Annotated in this window: 20 protein-coding genes; 7 read left to right on the forward strand and 13 right to left on the reverse strand. The window is 58.9% G+C overall.

Translation table 11 applies throughout. From position 1 onward, the window contains the following. Positions 1 to 120: 120 nt before the first annotated feature. On the reverse strand, positions 121 to 1,878 hold the full coding sequence (locus ACOI7D_RS07835; RefSeq protein ID WP_060590054.1) for a DEAD/DEAH box helicase: 1,758 nt from the start codon (positions 1,876 to 1,878) through the stop codon (positions 121 to 123). Positions 1,879 to 2,025: 147 nt separating this feature from the next. Between ACOI7D_RS07835 and rsuA the strand changes: the two genes are divergently transcribed. The 3 genes from rsuA to ACOI7D_RS07850 all read left to right on the forward strand — a co-directional run bounded on the left by rsuA (position 2,026) and on the right by ACOI7D_RS07850 (position 4,613). Next, positions 2,026 to 2,745 carry a 16S rRNA pseudouridine(516) synthase RsuA gene (gene rsuA / locus ACOI7D_RS07840; protein WP_023290466.1) on the forward strand — a complete coding sequence of 240 codons (720 nt, stop codon included), beginning with the start codon at positions 2,026 to 2,028 and terminating at the stop codon, positions 2,743 to 2,745. Beyond that, the gene (locus ACOI7D_RS07845) at positions 2,742 to 3,938 is read left to right on the forward strand and encodes a Bcr/CflA family multidrug efflux MFS transporter (RefSeq protein WP_023290465.1); all 1,197 of its coding nucleotides are present in this window, start codon (positions 2,742 to 2,744) and stop codon (positions 3,936 to 3,938) included. Before rsuA ends, ACOI7D_RS07845 begins: the two co-directional genes overlap by 4 nt. A 330-nt stretch (positions 3,939 to 4,268) precedes the next feature. Next, the gene (locus ACOI7D_RS07850; protein ID WP_002912974.1) at positions 4,269 to 4,613 is read left to right on the forward strand and encodes a YejG family protein; all 345 of its coding nucleotides are present in this window, start codon (positions 4,269 to 4,271) and stop codon (positions 4,611 to 4,613) included. Between the two features lie 3 nt (positions 4,614 to 4,616). Here ACOI7D_RS07850 and yejF read toward each other — a convergent pair whose 3' ends face one another. From yejF to ACOI7D_RS07895, 9 genes are all read right to left on the reverse strand, one after another. Beyond that, a complete protein-coding gene (gene yejF / locus ACOI7D_RS07855; protein ID WP_060590051.1) occupies positions 4,617 to 6,206 on the reverse strand; it encodes a microcin C ABC transporter ATP-binding protein YejF in 1,590 nt (529 codons plus the stop codon). 1 nt (position 6,207) lies between these two features. Next, positions 6,208 to 7,233, reverse strand: a complete 1,026-nt coding sequence (locus tag ACOI7D_RS07860; protein WP_050533198.1) for a microcin C ABC transporter permease — start codon at positions 7,231 to 7,233, stop codon at positions 6,208 to 6,210. Then, positions 7,233 to 8,327, reverse strand: a complete 1,095-nt coding sequence (locus ACOI7D_RS07865) for a microcin C ABC transporter permease YejB (protein WP_004201658.1) — start codon at positions 8,325 to 8,327, stop codon at positions 7,233 to 7,235. The genes ACOI7D_RS07860 and ACOI7D_RS07865 overlap by 1 nt, the downstream gene beginning before the upstream one ends. A 9-nt stretch (positions 8,328 to 8,336) precedes the next feature. After that, on the reverse strand, positions 8,337 to 10,142 hold the full coding sequence (locus tag ACOI7D_RS07870) for an extracellular solute-binding protein (RefSeq protein ID WP_060590049.1): 1,806 nt from the start codon (positions 10,140 to 10,142) through the stop codon (positions 8,337 to 8,339). Positions 10,143 to 10,210: 68 nt separating this feature from the next. Then, on the reverse strand, positions 10,211 to 11,773 hold the full coding sequence (locus ACOI7D_RS07875; protein WP_050533196.1) for a cyclic di-GMP phosphodiesterase: 1,563 nt from the start codon (positions 11,771 to 11,773) through the stop codon (positions 10,211 to 10,213). Between the two features lie 187 nt (positions 11,774 to 11,960). Continuing rightward, positions 11,961 to 12,530 carry a bifunctional murein DD-endopeptidase/murein LD-carboxypeptidase gene (gene mepS, locus ACOI7D_RS07880; RefSeq protein WP_004201653.1) on the reverse strand — a complete coding sequence of 190 codons (570 nt, stop codon included), beginning with the start codon at positions 12,528 to 12,530 and terminating at the stop codon, positions 11,961 to 11,963. Positions 12,531 to 12,956: 426 nt separating this feature from the next. Further along, positions 12,957 to 13,670 (reverse strand): phosphatase PAP2 family protein, encoded by a 714-nt coding sequence (locus ACOI7D_RS07885; protein ID WP_072199019.1) that lies wholly within the window; start codon positions 13,668 to 13,670, stop codon positions 12,957 to 12,959. 37 nt (positions 13,671 to 13,707) lie between these two features. Beyond that, complete coding sequence (locus tag ACOI7D_RS07890; RefSeq protein ID WP_023290457.1) at positions 13,708 to 14,685, reverse strand: CobW family GTP-binding protein; 978 nt, start codon at positions 14,683 to 14,685, stop codon at positions 13,708 to 13,710. Positions 14,686 to 14,805: 120 nt separating this feature from the next. Further along, the gene (locus ACOI7D_RS07895) at positions 14,806 to 16,272 is read right to left on the reverse strand and encodes a mannitol dehydrogenase family protein (protein WP_050533194.1); all 1,467 of its coding nucleotides are present in this window, start codon (positions 16,270 to 16,272) and stop codon (positions 14,806 to 14,808) included. A gap of 207 nt (positions 16,273 to 16,479) precedes the next feature. Here ACOI7D_RS07895 and uxuA point away from each other — a divergent pair, with 207 nt between their 5' ends. Further along, positions 16,480 to 17,670: a mannonate dehydratase gene (gene uxuA, locus ACOI7D_RS07900; protein WP_023290455.1), complete on the forward strand. Its 1,191-nt coding sequence runs from the start codon at positions 16,480 to 16,482 to the stop codon at positions 17,668 to 17,670. A gap of 71 nt (positions 17,671 to 17,741) precedes the next feature. Here the strand turns inward: uxuA and yeiP are convergent, their stop codons facing one another. Beyond that, complete coding sequence (yeiP, locus tag ACOI7D_RS07905) at positions 17,742 to 18,314, reverse strand: elongation factor P-like protein YeiP (protein ID WP_002912951.1); 573 nt, start codon at positions 18,312 to 18,314, stop codon at positions 17,742 to 17,744. A 147-nt stretch (positions 18,315 to 18,461) separates the two neighbouring features. Between yeiP and ACOI7D_RS07910 the strand changes: the two genes are divergently transcribed. Next, a complete protein-coding gene (locus ACOI7D_RS07910; protein WP_023290454.1) occupies positions 18,462 to 18,716 on the forward strand; it encodes a YkgJ family cysteine cluster protein in 255 nt (84 codons plus the stop codon). Positions 18,717 to 18,718: 2 nt separating this feature from the next. Here the strand turns inward: ACOI7D_RS07910 and ACOI7D_RS07915 are convergent, their stop codons facing one another. After that, the gene (locus ACOI7D_RS07915; RefSeq protein WP_032453533.1) at positions 18,719 to 19,651 is read right to left on the reverse strand and encodes a LysR family transcriptional regulator; all 933 of its coding nucleotides are present in this window, start codon (positions 19,649 to 19,651) and stop codon (positions 18,719 to 18,721) included. Between the two features lie 213 nt (positions 19,652 to 19,864). Here ACOI7D_RS07915 and ACOI7D_RS07920 point away from each other — a divergent pair, with 213 nt between their 5' ends. After that, positions 19,865 to 20,209, forward strand: coding sequence for a DUF3302 domain-containing protein (locus ACOI7D_RS07920; protein WP_032453532.1), 345 nt, complete (start codon positions 19,865 to 19,867; stop codon positions 20,207 to 20,209). Between the two features lies 1 nt (position 20,210). Continuing rightward, a complete protein-coding gene (locus ACOI7D_RS07925) occupies positions 20,211 to 21,347 on the forward strand; it encodes an HlyD family secretion protein (RefSeq protein WP_050533192.1) in 1,137 nt (378 codons plus the stop codon). A gap of 34 nt (positions 21,348 to 21,381) precedes the next feature. Here ACOI7D_RS07925 and setB read toward each other — a convergent pair whose 3' ends face one another. Beyond that, on the reverse strand, positions 21,382 to 22,563 hold the full coding sequence (gene setB, locus ACOI7D_RS07930) for a sugar efflux transporter SetB (protein ID WP_032453530.1): 1,182 nt from the start codon (positions 22,561 to 22,563) through the stop codon (positions 21,382 to 21,384). Positions 22,564 to 22,585 lie beyond the last annotated feature (22 nt).

The following is a 22,585-nucleotide window of genomic DNA, read 5'->3' on the forward strand; positions in this document are numbered from 1 at the left end:
ATAAAGCCTGCTACAGGCGACCCAGCAACAGGCGGATTATCTGCTTTGCGAATGCAAAAGCGGGCGGCATTATAGCCGCCAAACGACACACGGGCAATCAAAACCTCAGCTTTCGGGTGATTAACGCAGCTCGTTGGCGCGGCGAAAACGCCCCTGATAATCGAACACTTTTTCCCGCACCTGCCAGTACTGGCCTTTCATGCGGGCGACGACAAAGTCCGGATGGCGCAGCAGCGCCTGCTGGGCCACGATATCCGCCGGCGTTATCCAGCGCAGCGGCATCCCCGGCGTGCGGGTATGCGGACGGATAAACAACTGCTCAAAGGCGGTACGCTGGGCGGGCGTTTGCAGACGGAAGCGCTCACTGACGTCGGCGCCGTCCTCATCGTAGTAGGTGATTTTCAGCCACGGGCCTTTCTCGTCGCTACCGTGCTGCAGGGCCATGCCGCTGCAGCGCAGCACCAGCGCGTCCTTCAGCTTCAGCGCCGCCTTCAGCATGTCGTCCGGGTCAACCAGAATGGTGTCGCACTCCCGGCAGCGACGGGCGGCGATATCGTTTTCCGCGTTGCACTGCGGGCAGTTTTTGAAGCGAAAGCGGAAGTCGCACTGTTCGCGGTGGCCGTCGTCATCTTCGAACCACCCCTGGCAGCGGCGGCCAAAATGCTCAATCAAGGTGCCGTCGGCGGTGGTTTTTCCCCAGAAGGTGTTGGCGAAGCCGCAGGCCGGGCAGAAGACCTGCACCGGCACGTTGTCGCTTTTGCCCTTCGGCGTCCCCACTTCCGGGGCGTACAGGTCGTGCGGGTTGCCGGCGTAGTCGAGGATCAGGCAGTCGGTTTTTCCCGGCGCCAGGCGCAGGCCGCGGCCAACGATCTGTTGGTAAAGACTCACCGACTCAGTGGGGCGGAGGATGGCGATCAGGTCGACGTGCGGGGCGTCGAAGCCGGTGGTCAGCACCGCGACGTTCACCAGATAGCGATACGCCTGCGCTTTAAACGCCTCGATGATGCGATCTCGCTCCGGACCCGGGGTTTCCCCGGTGATCAGCGCCGCCTGGCCTGCCGGCAGCAGGCCGGTCACTTCCCGGGCGTGCTCCACGGTGGCGGCGAAGATCATCACCCCTTTGCGGCTTGCGGCGAACTCCACGATCTGGCTGACGATATGCGGTGTAATGCGCTGCTGTTTTTTCAGTTCGTGATTAAGATCGGCCTCGCTGAACAGGCCGTTGCTTTGCGCCTGCAGGCGGCTGAAATCGTACTGTACCACCGGCATATCGAGGCGTTCCGGCGGCGTCAGGTAGCCGTGCTTAATCATATAGCGCAGCGGCAGCTCATAGATGCAGTCGCGGAACAGCGCTTTTTCATCGCCACGCACCATCCCGTGGTAGTGGAACTGATAGATCCACCCCTTGCCGAGGCGGAACGGGGTCGCCGTCAGGCCGAGCAGCCGGAGCTGCGGGTTGACCTGCCGCAGGTGGCTGATGATCTGCTGATACTGGCTGTCGTCATCATCGCTGATGCGGTGGCATTCATCGACGATCAGCAGCGAAAACTCGCTGCGAAATTGCGCCAGATTGCGCGCCACCGACTGCACGCTGCCGAACACCACTTTGCCGTGGCTCTCTTTACGCTGCAGTCCGGCGGCAAAGATATCCGCCTCGAGGCCAAGGGCGCAGTATTTAGCATGATTCTGCGCCACCAGCTCTTTGACGTGGGCCAGCACCAGCACGCGGCCGCGGGCCAGTCGGGCAAGCTCGGCGATCACCAGGCTTTTGCCCGCGCCGGTGGGCAGGACAATCGCCGCCGGCTCGGTATGGCGACGAAACCAGGCGAGGGTGGCATCGACGGCTTCTTGTTGGTAGGGACGTAATGTAAAAGTCATGAATTCACGGGGCTAATTAACTCGCGAATAGTATGCCATGAATCTTTTCCCTTGAGTGGTGTTAAGAGCCCGTTATACTAGCCAGTGAATTTCTTCTTTTTCGGGCGATTTGCCCGCTCCAGCACTTTGACAGGCTAAAAAAATCTCATGCGACTTGATAAGTTTATCGCTCAGCAGCTTGGCGTCAGCCGGGCTATTGCCGGGCGTGAAATCCGCGGCAGCCGCGTTACCGTGGACGGCGACATTGTAAAAGATGCTTCCTTTAAGCTTCAGCCGGAGCACGAGGTGGAGTATGACGGGAACACGCTGACCCAGCAGAACGGCCCGCGCTATTTTATGCTCAACAAGCCGCAGGGGTACGTCTGTTCCACCGACGATCCCGATCATCCGACTATCCTCTATTTCCTCGACGAGCCGGTGGCGCATAAGCTGCATGCCGCCGGTCGGCTGGATATCGACACCACCGGACTGGTGCTGATGACCGATGACGGCCAATGGTCGCACCGCATTACCTCGCCGCGACACCACTGTGAAAAAACCTATCTGGTGGCGCTGGAAAGCCCGCTGGCGGAAGGGACCGCGGAGCTGTTTGCCAAAGGCGTCCAGCTGCATAACGAAAAAGATCTCACCAAACCGGCGGTGCTGGAAGTTATCACTCCGACCGAAGTGCGCCTCACCATTAGCGAAGGCCGCTACCATCAGGTGAAACGCATGTTCGCCGCCGTGGGCAACCACGTGGTTGGCCTGCATCGGGAACGCATCGGCGACATCCTGCTGGATGAATCTCTGGCGCCGGGTGAATATCGTCCGCTGACGGAAGCGGAAATCGCCAGCGTGGGCGCCCCGCAGCCACGGAGCAAAACGTGACGCTGAAGCAAAATTCGTCTCTGGGGATTGTCTTTATCCTTGGCCTGCTGGCCATGCTGATGCCGCTGTCGATCGATATGTATCTCCCGGCCCTGCCGGTGATCGCTGCCCAGTACCACGTGCCGGACGGCAGCGCGCAGATGACCCTCAGCACCTATATCCTCGGCTTTGCGCTGGGGCAGCTGCTGTACGGTCCAATGGCCGACAGCCTCGGCCGCAAGCCGGTGATCCTCGGCGGAACGCTGGTCTTCGCCGCGGCGGCGGTGGCCTGCGCCCTGTCGCAGACCATTGAGATGCTGATCGCCATGCGCTTCTTCCATGGTCTGGCGGCTGCGGCGGCCAGCGTGGTGATCAACGCCCTGATGCGCGATATCTATCCGAAAGATGAGTTTTCGCGGATGATGTCGTTTGTCATGCTGGTGACGACCATTGCGCCGCTGGTGGCGCCGATGGTCGGCGGGGCGGTGCTGGTCTGGTTCAGCTGGCATGCCATCTTCTGGATCCTCGCCCTGGCGGCCCTGCTGGCGTCGCTGATGATCGGCCTGTTTATCCGCGAAACGCTGCCGGCTGAAAGGCGTCAGCCGTTCCACCTGCGCACCACGATGGGTAACTTTGCCACCCTGTTCCGCCATAAGCGGGTCCTGAGCTATATGCTGGCGAGCGGCTTCAGCTTCGCGGGCATGTTCTCTTTCCTTAGCGCCGGGCCTTTCGTCTATATCAATATTAACCACGTCGCGCCTCAGCACTTTGGCTACTATTTTGCGCTGAACATTGTCTTTCTGTTCCTGATGACCATGTTCAACAGCCGGTTTGTGCGGCGGGTAGGGGCGTTGCGCATGTTCCGCGCCGGGCTGTGGATCCAGTTTGCCATGGCGGTGTGGATGGTGGTTTGCGCCCTGCTCGACGTCGGCTTCTGGTCGCTGGTCATCGGCGTGGCGGCCTTCGTTGGCTGCGTATCGATGGTGTCGTCGAACGCGATGGCGGTGATCCTCGATGAGTTTCCGCATATGGCGGGCACCGCTTCGTCGCTGGCGGGGACTTTCCGCTTTGGTATCGGGGCGATTATCGGCGCGCTGCTGTCGATGGCCACCTTTACCACCGCCTGGCCGATGCTGATCTCCATCGCCTTCTGCGCCACCAGCTCTATTTTCTTCTCCCTTTACGCTTCCCGCCGGCGAAAAATCGCACGCTAGGTCACATTTTCAGGGGCGAAATCGCCCCTTTCTTGATGCACGTCAACCGCAATGGGCTTCAGGGTTCTGCGATTTGTTTCCTTTATGTAAAATCAATTAGTGTAAAAAGTCGCATTGTTGCGATAAAAAAGTTGTTTTGGATCACAGAAACGGGTACATATAGCGCCAATCGGCTTGCCGGGTGAAAAAATAACACGCTGGAATATAAGCGCTTAACCCTGGGCCGCCGCGGCTGTAAACGTTTTCTGCGTCTGAGCAGGACTATTTGTCAACAGTGTGTTAATATTGATGTAAATTTATTGTGAAGCCTTTTGCTTCCGGGGAAACCACGTGAATACACAACAACTCTCTATCGTACACCGTCTGCCGCAGAGCTATCGCTGGCTGGCCGGTTTTGCGGGTTCCAGAGTTGAACCGATTCCGCAAAACGGCGCGCAGAACGAAAACAGTCTCGTCGCCCTGAAGTTGCTGAGTCCGGACGGTGAAAAAGCCTGGCCGGTGATGCATAAGCTCAGCCAGGCGTTAAGCGACATCGAAGTCGACTGTTCCGTTCTGGAGTGCGAAGGCGAGCCCTGCCTGTTCGTTAATCTGCAGGATGAGTTTGCCGCCACCTGTCGTCTGAAAAACTTTGGCGTGGCGATCGCCGAGCCCTTCTCCGGCAATAACCCTTTCTGACCGTCAGCTTAGCGCCAGCAGCTGGCGGGTATACTCATGCCGGGGCGCGCTGAAGACGGACTGGCACTCGCCCTGTTCGACCACCACTCCCTGCCGCAGCACCATCACCTGGTGACACAGCGCGCGCACCACGCCTAAATCATGGCTGATAAAAATATAGGCCAGCTGATGCTTCAGCTGTAATGCTTTCAGCAGATTCAGGATCTGCGCCTGAACGGTTTTATCCAGCGAGGAAGTCGGCTCGTCGAGGACGATCAGCTGCGGCTTGACGATTAACGCTCTGGCGATGGCGATACGCTGGCGCTGGCCGCCGGAGAAAGCCGCCGGGTAGCGCTGGCGGCTGGCCGGGTCGAGGCCGACCTCCTGCATGGCAAGGATCACCGCCTGTTCGCGTTCAGCCGCCGTCAGCGTCGGCTGGTGGACGCGCAGGCCCTCCTCAATGATCTGCTGCGCCGTCAGGCGCGGATTGAGCGACGAGTTCGGATCCTGAAAAACCACCTGCATCTGTCGGCGCAGCGGCAGCAGCTGTCGGCGACCGCGTCCCTGAATCGGCTGGCCGGCAAAGGTTATCTTGCCCTCGGAGGGGATCAGGCGCAGCAGCGCCAGACCGGTCGTGCTTTTGCCGGAACCCGATTCTCCCACCAGACCCAGCGCCTCGCCGGCCCGTAACTGGAAATGGAGATCATTGACCACCCGATGGTGATCGACCACCCGACGCAGGATCCCCCGGCGAATGGGGAACGCCACCTGTAACGCCTCCGCCTGCAGCAGCACCGGGGCATCGGCGGCCAGCGGCACCGGCTCGCCGTCCGGTTCGCTATCCAGCAGGCGTTGGGTGTAAGGATGGGCCGGCGCGCTAAACAGCGCCCGACAGTGATTGTGCTCCACGCAGCGGCCGTTCTGCAGCACCGCCACCCGGTCAGCCAGCTGGCGGACGATGCTCAGGTTATGGGTGATAAACAGCATCCCCATGTTCAGCTCCCGCTTTAGCTCGCGCAGCAGCTGCAGAATTTGCGCCTGCACTGACACATCGAGGGCGGTGGTCGGCTCGTCGGCAATCAACAGCTCCGGGCGCGTCAGCAGCGCCATGGCGATCATCACCCGCTGGCGCTCGCCGCCCGAGAGCTGGTGCGGATAGTCCGCCAGCCGCCGCGGCGCCTGACGGATCCCGACGCGCTCCAGGCAGTCGAGGATCTCTCCGCGCGCCGCCTCTTTGCGCATTCCCCGGTGTAACGACAGCACCTCGTAGAGCTGTTTTTCCAGGGTATGCAGGGGATTGAGCGACACCATCGGCTCCTGAAAGATCATCGCGATCCGGTTGCCGCGCACGCCGCGCAGGGTCGCCTCATCCGCATGCAGCAGCGACTGGCCATGAAAACGGATATCGCCGCTGGGGTAGCTGGCCGGCGGGGTAGGGAGCAGCCGCAGCACCGACAGGGCGGAGATGCTCTTACCGGAGCCGGATTCCCCCACCAGGGCCAGCGTTTCGCCGGCCGCCACCTCGAGCGACAGATTATGCACGACGGTCTGCGTCTCCCCCTGCTGGCGAAAGGCGATAGAGAGATTGTCGATAGCTAACAGCGGGTGGGTCATATTACACCGCCTTACTGGGGTCAAAGGCGTCGCGCACCGCTTCACCGATGAAAATCAGCAGCGTCAGCAGCACGGCGACAGAGAGAAACGCGGCAATGCCCAGCCAGGGCGCCTGCAGGTTGTTTTTGCCCTGCAGGAGCAGCTCGCCGAGGGAGGGCGAGCCGAGCGGCAGGCCGAAGCCGAGAAAATCCAGCGACGTCAGGGTGGTAATAGAGCTGCAGAGAATAAAAGGCAGGAAGGTGAGGGTCGCCACCATCGCGTTGGGCAGCATATGCCGCAGGATGATCTGCCGGTCGCTGACCCCTAACGCCTGCGCCGCCCGGATATAGTCGTAGTTGCGGGTGCGGAGAAATTCAGCGCGCACCACGCCCACCAGCGTCATCCAGCCAAACAGGACGGTGATCGCCAGCAGCCACCAGAAGCCCGGCTGCACGACGCTGGAGAGCAGGATGATCAGAAACAGCGTCGGCATACCGGACCAGACTTCGATAAAACGCTGCCCCCAGAGGTCGATTTTACCGCCGTAATAACCTTGTATCGCACCGACCAGCACCCCCAGCACGCTGGAGAACAGCGTCAGCAGCAGACCGAACAGTACCGAGATGCGCGTCCCATAAAGGATCCGCGCCAGCACATCGCCGCCGTTGGCGTCGGTGCCGAGCCAGTTGCTGGCCGAGGGCGGCGATGGAAAAGGAACCGTGCTGGCAAAATTGATCGTCGTCGCGCCGAAGCGCACCGGCGGCCAAAGCGCCCAGCCGTGGCTGGCCAGCTGCTGCTGCAGCCAGGGATCCTGATAGTCGGCGGCGGTGGCGAATGCGCCGCCGAAGGTCTGCTCGGTATAGTTTTTTAACACCGGGACGTACAGCTGGCCCCGGTACTGCACCAGCAGCGGCCGATCGTTGGCCAGCAGCTCAGCCCCCAGGCTGCAGAGGAAGAGGATTAAAAACAGCCACAGCGACCAGTAACCGCGGCGGTTGTGGCGAAAGCGCGCCCAGCGGGCCTGATTAACGGGACTGAAGAACGACATTAGCGGCCCTCAAAATCAATACGCGGGTCGACCAGCGTATAGCTGATATCGCTGACGATATTCAGCAGCAGGCCGATCAGGGTGAAAATATAGAGCGTGCCGAACATCACCGGATAGTCGCGGGAGACCGTCGCTTCATAGCCCAGCAGCCCCAGACCATTCAGGGAGAACATCACTTCGATCAGCAGCGAGCCGGTAAAGAACATACTGATAAAGGTGGCCGGGAAACCGGCGATCACCAGCAGCATGGCGTTGCGGAACACGTGTCCCCAAAGGATCTGTTTCTCACCGACGCCTTTGGCGCGGGCGGTGACCACATACTGTTTGCGGATCTCGTCAAGGAAGCTGTTTTTAGTCAGCATGGTCAGGGCGGCAAAGCCGCCGATCACCGTCGCCAGCACCGGCAGGGTGATGTGCCACAGATAGTCGAGGATCTTTTCATACCACGGGAGGGTGTCGAAGTTTGGCGAGACCAGACCGCGCAGCGGGAAGAGGTCGAAATAGCTGCCGCCGGCGAAAATCACGATCAGCAGAATGGCGAACAGAAAGGCGGGGATCGCATAGCCAATGATAATCAGCGTACTGCTCCAGATGTCAAAGCGGCTGCCGTTGCTGACGGCTTTGCGGATGCCCAGCGGAATGGAGACCAGATAGATGATCAGCGTGCTCCACAGCCCGAGGCTCACCGAGACCGGCAGGCTGTCTTTAATCAGCTGCAGCACGGAGGCGCTGCGAAACAGGCTGTCGCCAAAATCAAAGCGCAGATAATCGCCCAGCATCTTCAGGTAGCGTTCGTGCAGCGGTTTGTCGAAGCCGTAGCGGTGGGTGATCTCGGCGATGACTTCCGGATCGAGGCCGCGCCCCCCGCGATAGTGACCCTCGCTGATATTGCCGGCGCCGGTGCGGGCATGGCTGGCGCCCATCCCGCCGTCGCCGGCGCCTGGCATTCCGCCGTGCTGACCAAATTCGATGGCGGCGATGGCCTGGTCGACCGGGCCGCCGGGAGCGATCTGTACAATAAAAAAGTTAATGGTAATGATGGCCCACAGGGTGGGGATCACTAACAGCAAACGGCGGATCAGGTAGCTGCCCATGGTATGTCCTTAGCGTCTGTCCGCGGGGAGGGTGGCCGCTTTTTTCGCGTCATACCACCAGGTATCAAGGCCGGACGAATAAATGGGGCGGGTTTGGGGGAACGAGAATTTATTCCACCACGCGGTGCGGTCCTGCGCCATATACCACATCGGCAACATGTAGTGGTTCCAGGTGAGGACGCGGTCCAGCGCCCGGCCAAGCGGGATCAGCTTCTGCTTATTACCCTGCCACTGCAGGATCTGCGCAATCAGTTTATCCACCACCGGACTTTGCACCCCCGGCGCGTTGTAGCTGGAGTGAATATAGTCCGACGCCCAGGAGATTTGCAGGTCAGTCCCCGGCCAGGGCATGGCGCGCCACAGGCTCGGCATCATGTCGTAATCGCGGCTGCGGCGGCGGTTGCTGTACTGCGAGTTATCCACCTGACGAATATCCATGACGATCCCCAGGCGCTGCAGGTTGTGCTGAAACGGCAGCACCCAGCGGTCATTGCTTCCGGCCGGCATCAGCAGTTCAAAGCGCAGCGGCTTGCCGGTGGCGGCGTTAACCCGGCGCTGGTTCTTCACCGTCCAGCCCGCCGCGTTAAGCAGGGCGTCGGCTTGGAGTAAGTTGGCGCGGTCGAAGCCATCGCCGCGGGAGACCGGCGGCTGGTACACCTGGCTGAAGAGCTCGGGGGGCAGTTCGTTTTTCATCGGCGTCAGCAGGGCCAGCTCGGCCGCGTCGGGCAGGCTGCGGGCGGCATATTCGGTGTTCTGGAAATAGCTGTTGGCGCGCTGATACGCGCTGTAAAACAGCGCCTTGTTCATCCATTCAAAATCAAACGCCAGGGTAATGGCCTCCCGCACCCGGCGATCGGCGAATACCGGGCGCTGAATATTGAACGCCAGCCACTGGGTATCCTGCGCCGAGGTGTTGGCATACTCCTCTTTAATGATGTAGCCGCGGCTGAAGTTGCGGCCGACGTAGCGGGTGGCCCAGTTTTTGGCGACCGTCTCTTCCCGGCGGTCGACGGCCCCGGCTTTAAAGGCTTCGAAAGCGACGTTGTCGTCAAGATAATAGTCATAGCGCAGCGTATCGAAGTTCCAGCGACCGCGGTTGACCGGCAGGTCGGCCGCCCAGTAGTCGGCGACCCGGGAATAGGTAATATACTGTCCCATCCGCCAGGCGCTGATGCGGTAGGGCCCGCTGGCCAGCGGCGGCTTTGACAGCGGGTCGCTGAGTTTGTGATGACGCCAGAACGCCTCGGGCATCACCGGCAGGCTCAGCAGGCTCAGCATGTTCTCTTTACCGGGCTGGCCGAGGTCGATACGCACGGTCAACGGCGCGATGGCCTTCACGGTGGTGCCTTTATAAAAGAGGCGGAACTGCGGCACCCCTTCGGTCATAAACTTATTAAAGGTAAAAGCGACATCGCGGGCGGTGATTGGCGTGCCGTCGTGAAAACGGGCGCGCGGGTTGAGGGCGATCTCCATCCATGAATAGTCCCCGGCGTAGCGCGCCCGTTCGGCAATCAGCGGATAGTAGCTGCCGGGCTCATCATCCGAGGTGGTGAACAGGGGATCGTAGAGCGCCTCAGTGCGTACCGCGGGATTGCCGCGCAGCGCGTAGCGGTTGAAGTTGTCAAAGGTGCCGATCGCCGCCAGGGTGAGGGTGCCGCCTTTCGGCGCCTGTGGATTAACATAATCAAAATGGCTGAAACCGGCGGCGTATTTGGGTTCGCCGATAATCGCGAAGGCGACGCTTTCCTGAATGGATTGCGCTTTAGCGCTCAGGCTAAACAGAGCAAGCAGAAGCAGAAAAAGTCGCGCATACATAGGCGGCAGAATACCCTGTCATAGCCGGCCCCCGTGGCCGACTTCTGTTCCCGCATCATAAGTGAGACTTAACGCGTTGTGAAATAATTCGCGGGTTCATCGTGCGCGGCCACTAGCGCCGCCAGCGACAGCGGCCGGCTGATCCAGTACCCCTGCAGGAAATGCACTCCCTGAGCGCGGAGCCACTCCGCCTGCTCCTGGGTCTCCACCCCTTCGGCAACGGTCATCAATTTCAGCCGACGGCTGAGGGTCAGCACCGCATCCAGCACTGGCGAGGTGACGGTTTCGGTGCCGATCGCCTGCACAAAGCCGCGATCGATCTTCAGATAATCGAAGTTATAGCGTTCGAGATAGATCAACGCGCTATGCCCGGTGCCAAAATCATCGATCGCGATTTCAAAACCGTGCTGGTGCAGCCAGGCGAAGTTAGCGACCGATTTTTCTTTGTCAATCATCGCCCGCTCTGTGACCTCCAGCACCACGTGAAAATGGCTGGCGGGCAGCGCGGCGGCGAAGCGCAGCATATCGTCGCGGAAGCTGTCGGCCTGAAGATGGGCGGGGGAAATATTGAGCCCCAGCTTGACGCCGTGCGGCAGAATACGCTTCAGCGCCGGCGCGTCGCGGGCGATCAGCGCCAGCAGGTGATCGGTCAGCGGCACGATCATCTGCTGGGTTTCCGCGAGGTTAATAAAGACGTCAGGAGGAATTTCGCCCACCACCGGATGGCGCCAGCGCATCAGGACCTCCACGCCGCTGATACGCAGAGTCTGGGCATTCACCACCGGCTGATAGACGACGTAGAACTGGTTGTTTTTGATCCCCAGCAGGATGGATTTTCGCGGATCGGATTTGATCGACAGCACGTAATAGCAGAGCAGCCCCGCCAGCAGGCCGCACACCACCCCGAGCAGCAGAGCAAACTGCGTATTTTCCGCCAGCCAGCTGTTGGCATACAGGTAGACCTTGAGGGGGAAACCGTCGATCTGCACTTCGCGGATAGGCACGTTATGCAGCGTTTGCGGATCCACCAGCCGGTTACTGAAGGTGGAGATAGCGGTGTGGCCGATGACCAGCGCAATACCGCTGAAATCATTCTGCCGTGCGGAATAGAGGATATACGGCGTGAGATTGGCGTTAATCGACACGAAAATGCCGCTGTTTTCATCACCGGGTTTGCCTACCCATAGCGCCAGCGCCGCGCTCTTCGGCATCATCGGCGTGCCTGGCAAAATCGCCATATCAAGGGGTTTGCGGATATCAATGGCCGGGATCAGCTGGGTGAGGGGAGTATTCATGGCGCCGGTTGCCGAGGAGCAAAAGGCCACGCCGTTTTTGACCAGCAGGAAAGCGCGGACGTTGGGGCTGAACGCGGCATGGGAGGTAAGCCCGGAGTCAATATTCTCGCAGGGCTGGTCCACCAGCGGCTGCAGGCCGTCGATGGTCTGGCGCAGGTCGTGAAAATAGCGCTTCAGATAGGTATTAACGTTGTTGATAATGGCGTCGAAACGCTCCGCCCGGTTATGGTAAATCACCATAAATTGAATGCTGCCAGCCAGTAGCGCGACGATAATTCCCACGCACAGGCTGGTTAGCCAGGTTTTACGCTGGGGCGAAAAGTAGCGAGTCAGCATAGCTATAGTCTTTCCGTGTTATTGATGCGCAGCAACGGGTTGTCAGTCGTCGTTTTTCTCATTCCCACTTAAAAGACATAGCTTATTTTGCGTCGTTCAGAATCAGGTGGCAAAAAAAAACACTGCCGGGGCAGTGTTTTTTATCCCGCTTCCAGCCAAGGGATAACCGGCGGCGGTAGAGGACAGTTTACGAGCGGCTCAGGACTCGACGCGCTTCGTTGTAGCGCTTTTTCCAGTATGGCTCATCCATGCTGGAGATGGTCACTCCGCTGCTGGTAGAGGCGTGAACAAACTGGTTGTTGCCGAGGTAGATCCCGACATGGCGGCCGGTAGAGCCGGCGCGGAACAGAACCAGATCGCCAGTACGCAGCTGGGTACGGGAAATCGATTTTCCGGTTTCCTGCTGTTCAGAAGTTGAACGCGGCAGTTCCAGACCAAATTGTTCGCGGAAGGTGCGCTGCACGAACGCCGAGCAGTCGATACCTTTGCGAGTGCTGCCGCCGAGGCGGTAACGCACGCCTTTCCAGCTGGCATACTGATCCATTAAACGGGACTTCACGTCCAGGTTACGGACCATCGTTTCAAATTCATCCTGAGAGGCTTGCAGTGATGATAAATCGCCACTACCCACAGCATGCGTCTCAGAATGCATATTCCTGGCGGTACTTGTTGAACTACACGCGGAAAGCAGAACCGCTACTGCAATCGCGGGGGCTACCCGCAAGATGTATCTCAAAATCGGCTGAGATTTGACCATGCTGTTTATTTTCCCTTGTTGTCCTTAACGACAATGTCGTTATAAAAAATGCCAAACGTGTTAGAGCCTAAATACCCATCCGCAATGAGACAATTCCTTAAGCTTAAATTTGTGCAGTCACGCACAATTTTATTCAGGGCCTGAATTAATGTTGCGGAAAAGGCAAAACGAGAACGAGATTACCCTATCAAACGCCGCATGGCGAGCGGTTTTGCGCGATTTCTTATAAGTATTTTGGTGACAAAAAGTGAATCATCGGGAAAGGACAAAATTGCGGCAATTACGGGCAAAAAACAGACAATTCCTTCATTTGTCACGGGATTAATGTGACAAGAAGATGAACGTAATGTTGAAAAAAAGGACAATTGAAAAAAGGGACCCAAAAGGTCCCCTTATAGATAATGCCCCTGGCGGCGGCCCGCGGCTTTATTTGGCCGATATTCCGCCGGGTAAGTAGCGATCGAAAAAGGCGATCAGTTTATCGCTCAGCGGCGTCATCAATACCCAGGGCGCGCCAATCAGCACGGCGGTCAGAGAGCCGACGGCAATATCGCTGAACCAGTGGGCGCCAATCATCACCCGCGGGAAAGCAAAGACCACAAATATCACCAGCGCCACGGTCAGCGCGCGGCGGCCAAAATAGCGCCACATAAAGCTCGCGAAGATCAGCAGCATCATCCCATGATCGCCGGGGAAGCTGTCCTTGGAAGCATCCTTAGTGGGGAAGTTAACGACGTCGCTGACGCGGGTGACATCGCTGAAAAACAGCGACGGACTGGCGCGCTGAACCGGCATCAGGTGCTGCGCCAGCTGGTTGATGATCACCGCCGCCAGCAGCATCACCACGCCCATAATAGCGATCTGACGACGGCCTGCCGCCGGCGCCTTGAGCCAGTAGCTGAGCATCAGGCAACCCATCGCCAGCAGCGAGCAGGCGTCGAAGGCGCGATTGTTGATGATCGCCAGCAGCCAGGCGTAAGCGCGGCTGACGCTGACGCCATGGTTAAAGAAATGGAAGATCGCGGCGTCTACCGGCGCCCACCCGCCGTGGTTGGCTGGCAGATACCAGGAGCAAAATAGCGCCACACCCGCGATGTTAAGCAGCAGGATTAAAGGAATTCGGTTTTTCATCATAGCCATTGCGATTTTGTGACAGTCGGCGGCAACCTTAGCCGCCTTAACTTAAACGAAGCCTCAACAATGAGGTCTGGAGCGCGTTCCAGTCGGCTTCATGAGCGGAGATAAGCTCGATGCGGCTATCGGGCGGGGCGACGCTAAGGGTCTCGATATGCAGATCCTCGCCCTGGCGGTTGATCCGCACCGCCCCTTCGGCAATGCGCAGCACACCTTTGACGCGCGCCACCGGCGCCAGACGGGCCCACTCCAGCAGGGCGATGGTGTCAAAGACCGTTTCCGCGTCGAAGATCCAGCCGCAGGCCTGATAGCCCTGGCCGCTGTTAAGGTGGCGGCGCCAGCGCTGGTGTTCCGCCAGACTAAGGGCGGCGAGACCGGCTGTGGGGGGATGGCGGTGGGCGTGCTCCGCGCTCGCCGGCAGCGGGGCGGTATTGCGCCGCGGTTCATCAAGCAGGGCCAGGTCGATATTACCCTGGGTCGCCGACACCTGGCGGCGATCGCCGCCCCAGCGTTGCCACCAGTCGACAAACGCCTGAGCGCTTTCGGGCGTTTCCCGATCGCTTTTATTGGCCACGATGATATCCGCCGCCGCCAGCTGGTCGCGAAAGTTGTCGTTGTTGACCGCTTTCTCGTCCAGTAGCTGACGCGGATCGAGAATGCACAGGGTCGCGCGCAGATCGATCCAGGGTTCATACACCGCCGCGGTGAGGATATCGAGGATCTGCTTTGGATGGCCAAGTCCGGTGGGCTCAATCAACAGACGATCGGGTTTCCCCTGGCGCAGCAGGGTATTCAGCCCGACCTGCATCGGCAGGCCATTGACACAGCACATGCAGCCGCCGGGGATCTCCTTGAGCAGGGCGCCACTGTCGGCCAGCAGGGCGCCGTCTATCCCGACTTCGCCAAACTCGTTAACCAGTACGGCCCATTTTTCATCCGCAGGCTTCTGCGCCAGCAGATGAAGAATCGAGGTCGTCTTACCGCTGCCGAGAAAGCCGGTGATCAAATTGGTTCTGGTCACTCTTTTCTCCAGGATAAATGTAATGTTGTAACAGTTACGCCTATCCTGACGAAAAAAGAGGGAAAAGAGAAGTCCTGAGGCGGACAGAAGGAAATTCTGTCCGCATAAGCGCAAATATTGTTAAGAATTGAGCGCGCGGGCAACCGCCTCGCGGGCGCCGTGCATCGCCAGCTGCTGCCAGGCGGCGCGGATCCCGGCGACAAACTGCGCGTTGCGCGGCAGGTCGCGGCCAAATATTTCCTCCAGACCCAGCAGGGCGTCAACGCGCTGCTGCTCATTGCTCTGCGCCACCCGCTGCTGGATCTTGTCCACCAGCGGATCGCGGACGTCGATGGCCTGACCGGCATCGTCCGTACCGCTGACGTAGCGCATCCAGCCGGCTACGCCGAGGGCCAGCAGCGGCCAGCGGCTGCCGCGCTCAAGATGCACGCGAATACCGTCGAGCATACGCTGGGGCAGCTTCTGGCTGCCGTCCATGGCGATTTGCCAGGTACGGTGTTTGAGCGCCGGGTTGCTGAAGCGCGCGATCAGGCTGTCGGCATAGGCCGCCAGATCGACACCGGTAATGGTCAGCGTCGGGGCCTGTTCGTCAAGCATCAGCTGACGGGCGGCGCGGCGGAAGACCTCATCCTGCATGCAGTCGCTGACGTGCGCATGACCTGCCAGATAGCCAAGCCAGGCGAGGAAAGAGTGACTGCCGTTGAGCATCCGCAGCTTCATCTGCTCCCAGGGCAGCACGTCGTCGGTCATCTGCACGCCCGCCGTCTCCCAGGCGGGGCGCCCGGCGACAAAGTGGTCTTCGACCACCCACTGAATGAAGGGTTCGCAGCTGATGGCGCAGGGATCTTCCACCCCCAGCACGGCGGCGATTTCCGCCAGCGACTCCGTGGTGGCGGCGGGAACAATGCGATCCACCATGGTGCCCGGGAAGCTGACGTTGTCGCCGATCCAGCTCGCCAGCGCCGGACTGCGTTTTTCCGCCATGCCGAGGACGGCATTTTTCACCACGTGGCCGTTGTCGGGAATGTTATCGCAGGAGAGCACGGTAAAGGGCGACAGGCCCCGTTCCCGGCGGCGGGCCAGCGCTTCAACTAAAATACCGGGAGCCGACTGCGGCAGCGTCGGATTTTCCAGATCGTGAACGATACGCGGATGCGTCGGATCCAGCTTGCCGGTCGCCGGATCGATGCAATAGCCTTTTTCCGTGATGGTCAGCGAGACAATCGCTACCTGCGGCTCGCAAAATTTCTCGATAATCGCCGCCAGCGAATCGAGCCTGGCGTTCAGGCATTCGTGTACCGCGCCGATAACAATGGGCTGATTACCGTCGGCGCCTTTTTCCAGTACGGTAAACAGGTGGTCCTGTTCGCGAAGCTGGCTCATCAGCGTATCGCCGCTGAACAGACTGATTTCGCAGATCCCCCAGTCGCCGCCGATGTTATTCAGCACGCGATCGGTCAGCAGCGCCTGGTGCGCGCGATGAAACGCGCCAAAGCCGAAATGGACAATACGCGAGCGGAGCTGGCTGCGATCGTACTGAGGACGTTGCACGTTTTCCGGTAGCGTAGCGGTTGCAATTGTTGTCATTCTTTACACACCTGTTTAACTGCTTATTAACATTGCCAGTCTAAAGTTATATGACAGGAAATTAAATTGGTAAGCCGAAATTATCCGCTGACTGTGAGCTGGATCAATCAATGCGCCGGCTCTGTTTGCAGCCTGACGAGAAACATGTATGGTAGTCGTCATGATTGTCGCCATTATTGGTATAACAACTTTTGTGAGGGCATAGCGATGGAGCAAACCTGGCGGTGGTATGGGCCGAACGATCCGGTATCGCTTGATGATGTACGACAGGCGGGGGCGACCGGGGTCGTCACTGCGCTGCACCATATTGCAAACGGTCAGGTCTGGCCGGTCGACGAGATTAAAGAGCGTCAGGCGCTGTTAGCGGCGAAAGGGCTGACCTGGTCGGTGGTCGAAAGCATTCCGGTGCACGAGGATATTAAAACCCACAGCGGGCAGTATGCGACCTGGATTGCCAACTATCAGCAGAGCATCCGCAACCTCGCGGCCTGCGGCATCGATACCGTATGCTACAACTTTATGCCGATCCTCGACTGGACGCGCACCGATCTGGAATATGAGCTGCCGGACGGCTCCCGGGCGCTGCGTTTCGATCAGATCGCCTTCGCCGCCTTTGAGCTGCATATCCTCAAACGCCCGGGGGCGGAAGCGGATTACAGCGAAGAAGAGCAGCGCCAGGCCGAGGCGTATTATAAGGCGATGAGCGAAGCGGACATTGAGAAACTGACCCGCAATATCATCGCCGGCCTGCCGGGGGCGGAAGAGGGCTACACCCTCGACCAGTTCCGCGCGCGCCTGGCGGAATATGACCACATCGATAAAGCGCAGCTGCGCGAAAATATGGCCTATTTCCTGCGGGCCATCGTACCGGTGTGCGAAGAGGTGGGGATCCGACTGGCAGTGCATCCGGACGATCCGCCGCGGCCGATCCTGGGCCTGCCGCGTATCGTGTCGACCATCGAAGATATGCAGTGGCTGAAAGAGACAGTGGACAGCATCAATAACGGCTTTACCATGTGCACCGGATCCTATGGCGTCCGCGCCGATAACGATCTGGTGAAGATGGTGGAAACCTTTGGCGATCGCATCCACTTTACCCATCTGCGCGCCACCTGCCGCGAGGCGAACCCGAAAACCTTCCACGAGGCGGCGCACCTTAGCGGCGACGTCAATATGGTGGCGGTGGTGGATGCGATTCTGCGTGAAGAGCAGCGGCGTAAACAGGCCGGCGATTTGCGCCCGATCCCGTTCCGTCCGGATCATGGTCATCAGATGCTGGACGATCTGCGCAAGAAAACCAACCCAGGCTATTCGGCGATTGGCCGTCTCAAGGGGATGGCGGAAGTGCGCGGCGTGGAGCTGGCGCTGAAGATGACCAAATACCCTGAACTGCTGTAATCGCGGCAACGGGGATAACAAAAAGGACAGCCAGCGGCTGTCCTTTTTTCTGGTCAACTCGTCACGGAAAATTAATCCGCGCGGCCCATATAGCGGCACTCTTCGATATGAATGCGGATTTTCTCACCGGTGGTCAGGTATTCCGGCACCTGAATCACCAGGCCGGTGCTCATGGTGGCGGGCTTGGTGCGGGAGCTGGCGGATGCCCCTTTAATACCCGGCGCGGTTTCGATAATTTCCAGGTCCACGGTCTGCGGCAGCTCAAGCGCCAGCAGCTGGCCGTCCCAGGTCAACACCTGCATATCCGGCATGCCGCCTTCCGGAATAAACTGCAGCTCTTCTTCGATCTGCTCTTTCGTGAAGGTGTAAGGGGTGTAGTCTTCTTTATCCATGAACACGTATTCGTTGCCATCGACATAGGAGAAGTCAACGAAACGGCGGGTCAGGGTCACGGTATCGACGATATCGTCGCCTTTGAAGCGCTCTTCTACTTTCAGGCCGGTACGCACATCGGAGAAGCGCATTTTATACAGTGTCGCAGCACCGCGGGCGCTGGGTGACTGAATATCGATATTTTTTACAATCAGCAGCTTGCCGTTGTAATTCAGCACCATACCTTTTTTAATTTCATTCGCTCTTGGCATTGCAGTAATCCTGTCACTTAACGAGTCAAAAATATCGCGTAAAACTACTCGCGCCCGGGCGTTCAGGCAAGTGGAATTCGCGAGTTTTGCTATCTTCTGGCAAAACGTTTAGGCTGTGGCGCAAAATGAGCGTTTGGGAGCTGGGTTGTGGAATGTCGTACTGATTGTGGCGCATGTTGCATTGCCCCCTCTATATCCTCGCCGATCCCCGGTATGCCGCAGGGCAAGCCGGCCAATACCCGCTGTATTCAGCTCTCCGAGCACAATCTGTGCCTGATTTTTGGCTCCCCACTGCGTCCGAAGGTGTGCGCCAGCCTGCAGCCCTCGCCGGAGATGTGCTTCACTCATCGTGATGACGCCATCACCTGGCTGCTGGAGCTTGAGCTGGCCACCGCGCCCTGAGCTTAAAGCAGCAAATGAGACAGGTTTTTGATATGGACGCTGAGGCCGTCCAGCAGCGCCTGGACGCGTAGCGGAAGAATGTCCCGTCGCTGGTAGATAAGCCAGGCCTGCAGATCGATGCAGCGCTCCTTCTTCAGACAGGGAACCAGCTGTCCTGCCGCCAGCTCGGTGGCGAGTGAATAGTAGGGCGCATAAACGATCCCCATCCCCAGCTTCGCCAGCTCCACCGCCGGCAGCGTGTTATCGCACACGAATCCCCCCTTTACCGTGAGATTGAGCGGTTTGCCGTTTTTGCTTTTGAAGGTCCAGATATTGTCGCTGCCGCCCAGCATGCGCAGGGTGATGCACTCATGATCCACCAGCGCCTCCGGCTCGGCGATAGGGTGTTGCGCCAGGTAATCCGGGGAGGCGAAGACGCCGGTGCGAAAGCGGGTGAAGGGGCGGGCGATAAGGTTTTCATTCTGTGGCTTAAAGGGGCTTATCAGCAGATCGCAGTCGCTATTGAAAATGGCGCCGTATTTCTGTTCCCGCTCGCTGGCGTTGCGGGTGACCAGATTGATCTGCAGCTCCGGCAGCGTTTTTCTTAGCGCCGGCAGAATATAGCGCCCGAGAAACTGGTGGATGCCGATGGGCGCCCCAAGGGTGACGACGCCCTGCAGCGTGTTTTTATAACGGTCGGCGAGGTTGATAAGCTGCTCATGCTGCTCAAGAACGGCGCTGCTGGCGTGAATAAACTGCTCGCCGAACTCGGTACGCACCAGTTCCCTGGCGGTGCGCAGAAAAATGGCCAGGCCGACTTTCCGCTCCACGCTGGTCAGCGTCCGTGAGACGTTAGACTGGGGCATATTCAGGCGCTGTGCTGCCCGGCTTACGCTGGCGGTTTCGGCGATGGCGCAGAGGATCCTCAGTTCATCCATTTTAAAGTCTTTCAACATCTTATCGCTGCCTGATATTGATGGTATATCAAAAATGATATACCAGTTTAGCGGAATTGCCATGTGATTTATTGATCTGCTGAACGTATGATGGCCTTTGCCGTGAACAGTCGGTTATTTAAGGAAACCTGTGCGTTTTATTGCTTCTTTTGTGGTTCTCGATGTCATTAAAAATAACGATCTTCCCGCTGGCTTACTGAGTGTATATGCACCATGCTGCTTAATTATTTTGCTTTGTTTGTATTAATACTGGTTTTTCTCATACTGTTTTATGGAGTAATTATTATCCACGATATTCCCTATCATATCGCGCAAAAACGCCAGCACCCCCATCAGGACGCGATTCATGTGGCGGGCTGGATAAGCCTGTTTACCCTGCATGCTATCTGGCCTTTCCTGTGGATCTGGGCCACGCTGTACCGGCCCGATCGTGGCTGGGGGATGGCTTCGCAGTCCGAGGGACATCAGCAGCGAGCGGAGCTGGAAAAACGCATTGCGTTACTTGAAGCGGCGTTAAAAAACAGCCAGCAGGCGTCGGCGGAGAATAGCGAGAAATAATATGGATCTATTAATTATCCTTTGCTATGTCGCCATTGCCTGGGGCGTGTTTAAGATATTTCGCATTCCAGTAAATAAATGGACAATCCCGACAGCGATATTAGGCGGAATAGTGGTCGTTGGCGCGTTAATATTAACGATGAACTATAACCACCCCTATACGATGCGAGCGCAAAAAATTGTCGTCTCCATTCCGATGGTGCCCCAGGTATCAGGCGAGGTGGTGGAGGTTACCAGTAAAACCAATGTGTTAATGAAGAAGGGCGAACTGCTGTTCCGCATCGACGATACCCGCTACCGCGCGCGGCTGAACAAGCTGAAAGCCGATCTGGCGGCCGAAGAGGCCACGCTGCGGGCGAAGCAGGCGACCATTGACGATGCCCGTGCCAGAGTACAGCAGGCGCAGGCGGAGTACGACCGGGTCACCCGCGACGACCAGCGCTATGCTCAGGGGGCGGCCATGCCGGTGAATCCTTTTTCGGAACAGGATGTGACTCACGCGAGGCAGCAGGTGCAGATCCAGGCGGCGGTCCTGCAGGCGGCGAAAGCGCAATTACAAAACGCCAGAGAGCAGGTATCCGGCCGCTACCACGGGCTGGATGCCAATATTGCCAGCCTGAAATCGCAGATCCTTGAGGCGGAGTATAATCTGGCGCAAACCGTGATTCGCGCGCCGAGCGACGGCTACGTCACCCAGCTTCTGGCGCGGCCGGGGATGACCGCGGTGCGTCTGCCCTTCAAGCCGGTGCTGGTGTTTATTCCCCAGCAAAAGCGCCAGGTGGTGGCGGTATTCCGTCAGAACTCGGTCCTGCGTCTGACGGCCGGGGACAGCGCGGAGGTGGTGTTTAACGGTCTGCCGGGCAGCGTCTACAGCGGTAAGGTATCGCGCGTGTTGCCGACCGTCCCGGACGGCAGCTATCAGGCCAGCGGCGCTCTGCAGGGGCTGAACGCCGGGGCGGGGAAAGAGGGCATTTACGTGCTGATCGACCTCGATCCCCATCCGGAAGTGGAACATTTACCGGACGGGGTCAGCGCCCAGGCGGCGGTATATACCGATTATTTTGCCCATGTGTCGATTATGCGCAAGGTTCTGCTGCGCATGACCAGCTGGCTGCATTATCTCTATCTGGATCACTAATCTCCACTGCCCGGCTCCGGCCGGGCAACCTTATCTATACGTCTCTGATCCGCCACAGGCAGGCCTGCGTGGCGATCCCCATAACCAGCGCTATCCAGAACACCGCATGATAGCTCCAGATCTCTGCCACCACGCCCGCCAGTGAGCCGGCGATGATCCAGCCGACGCGGGTAGTATTGGTGTAGAGGGTGGTGGCCGCGCCCGCCTGCCCGGGCATCAAATCCTGGAAATAAAGCATGCCAATCCCGGCGAGGATCCCGATATAGATGGCGTTCAGCACCTGCATCGCCAGCAGCAGCGCCGGCGTATGCACCGTCAGCATGCCCACATAAAACAGCACCCCAGCCACCGCGGAAAGGCGCATCAGAAAGCGTTTACCGAAGCGCCGGGCGTAGTAACCGGCAATCAGCATGGTGGGAATTTCCAGCCCGGCGGCGGTCCCCATCATCAGGCCGGCCAGCTTCTCCGGCAGATGCAGCTCGTTAATGATAAACAGCGGCATATTAATGATGTACAGGCTGTTGGTGCCCCACATCAGCGTGCAGATGCTGAACAGCAGCAGCGCATCGCGGCGGTGCGTGCGCGGGGCTTCCAGCCGGCCAGTCGCCACCGCCTTCGCTTTGCGCATGCTGGGCAAGAACAGCCAGACCATGATCCCGCAGACGATAAACGCCGCCGCGGCGCTGAGGTACATCGCGGTAAAGCCAAACCCCATCGCCAGCGCATAGGCCAGCGGGGGACCAATCACCCAGGCCAGGGAGACCTGGGCGCGCAAAATGGAGCTGAACATCACCGCTTCGCGGCCGGTTTTGTCGGCATGCTCGCGCGCGAGGGCGAACATCTGCGGGTTGGCGGTCGAACCAAAGCTGCTAAGGAATACGCCGATGAACAGCAAAATGAAATAGTTCCGGTTCCAGGCAAACAGCACGCAGGCCAGCACCCCCAGCAGGCAGCAGACGACAATCAGCTGCTTGCGATCGCCCTGACGGTCAGAACGTCCGGCGAGGAACTGGCTGACCAGAATGCCGATGACGGCGCTGCCGGTAAAAAAGAAACCCACCATCGCCGGGCGGACATGCACTTCATTGGTCAGAAACAGGCTCAGGGTCGGCGTTTGCAACGCCCCGGCAATGCCCGTCAGAAAGGCGACGATCAGGAAGGCGGAAGAGGTGACATCGAACCCGCGTCGGGGAAGGGCGGCGCTTCGGTTTTCCATGTGTTTGGTTTTCTGTAGTTTC

Origin of the sequence: Klebsiella sp. C360 (genome assembly GCF_048822415.1) — a bacterium.
In the GTDB taxonomy this organism is placed as follows: domain Bacteria; phylum Pseudomonadota; class Gammaproteobacteria; order Enterobacterales; family Enterobacteriaceae; genus Klebsiella; species Klebsiella quasipneumoniae.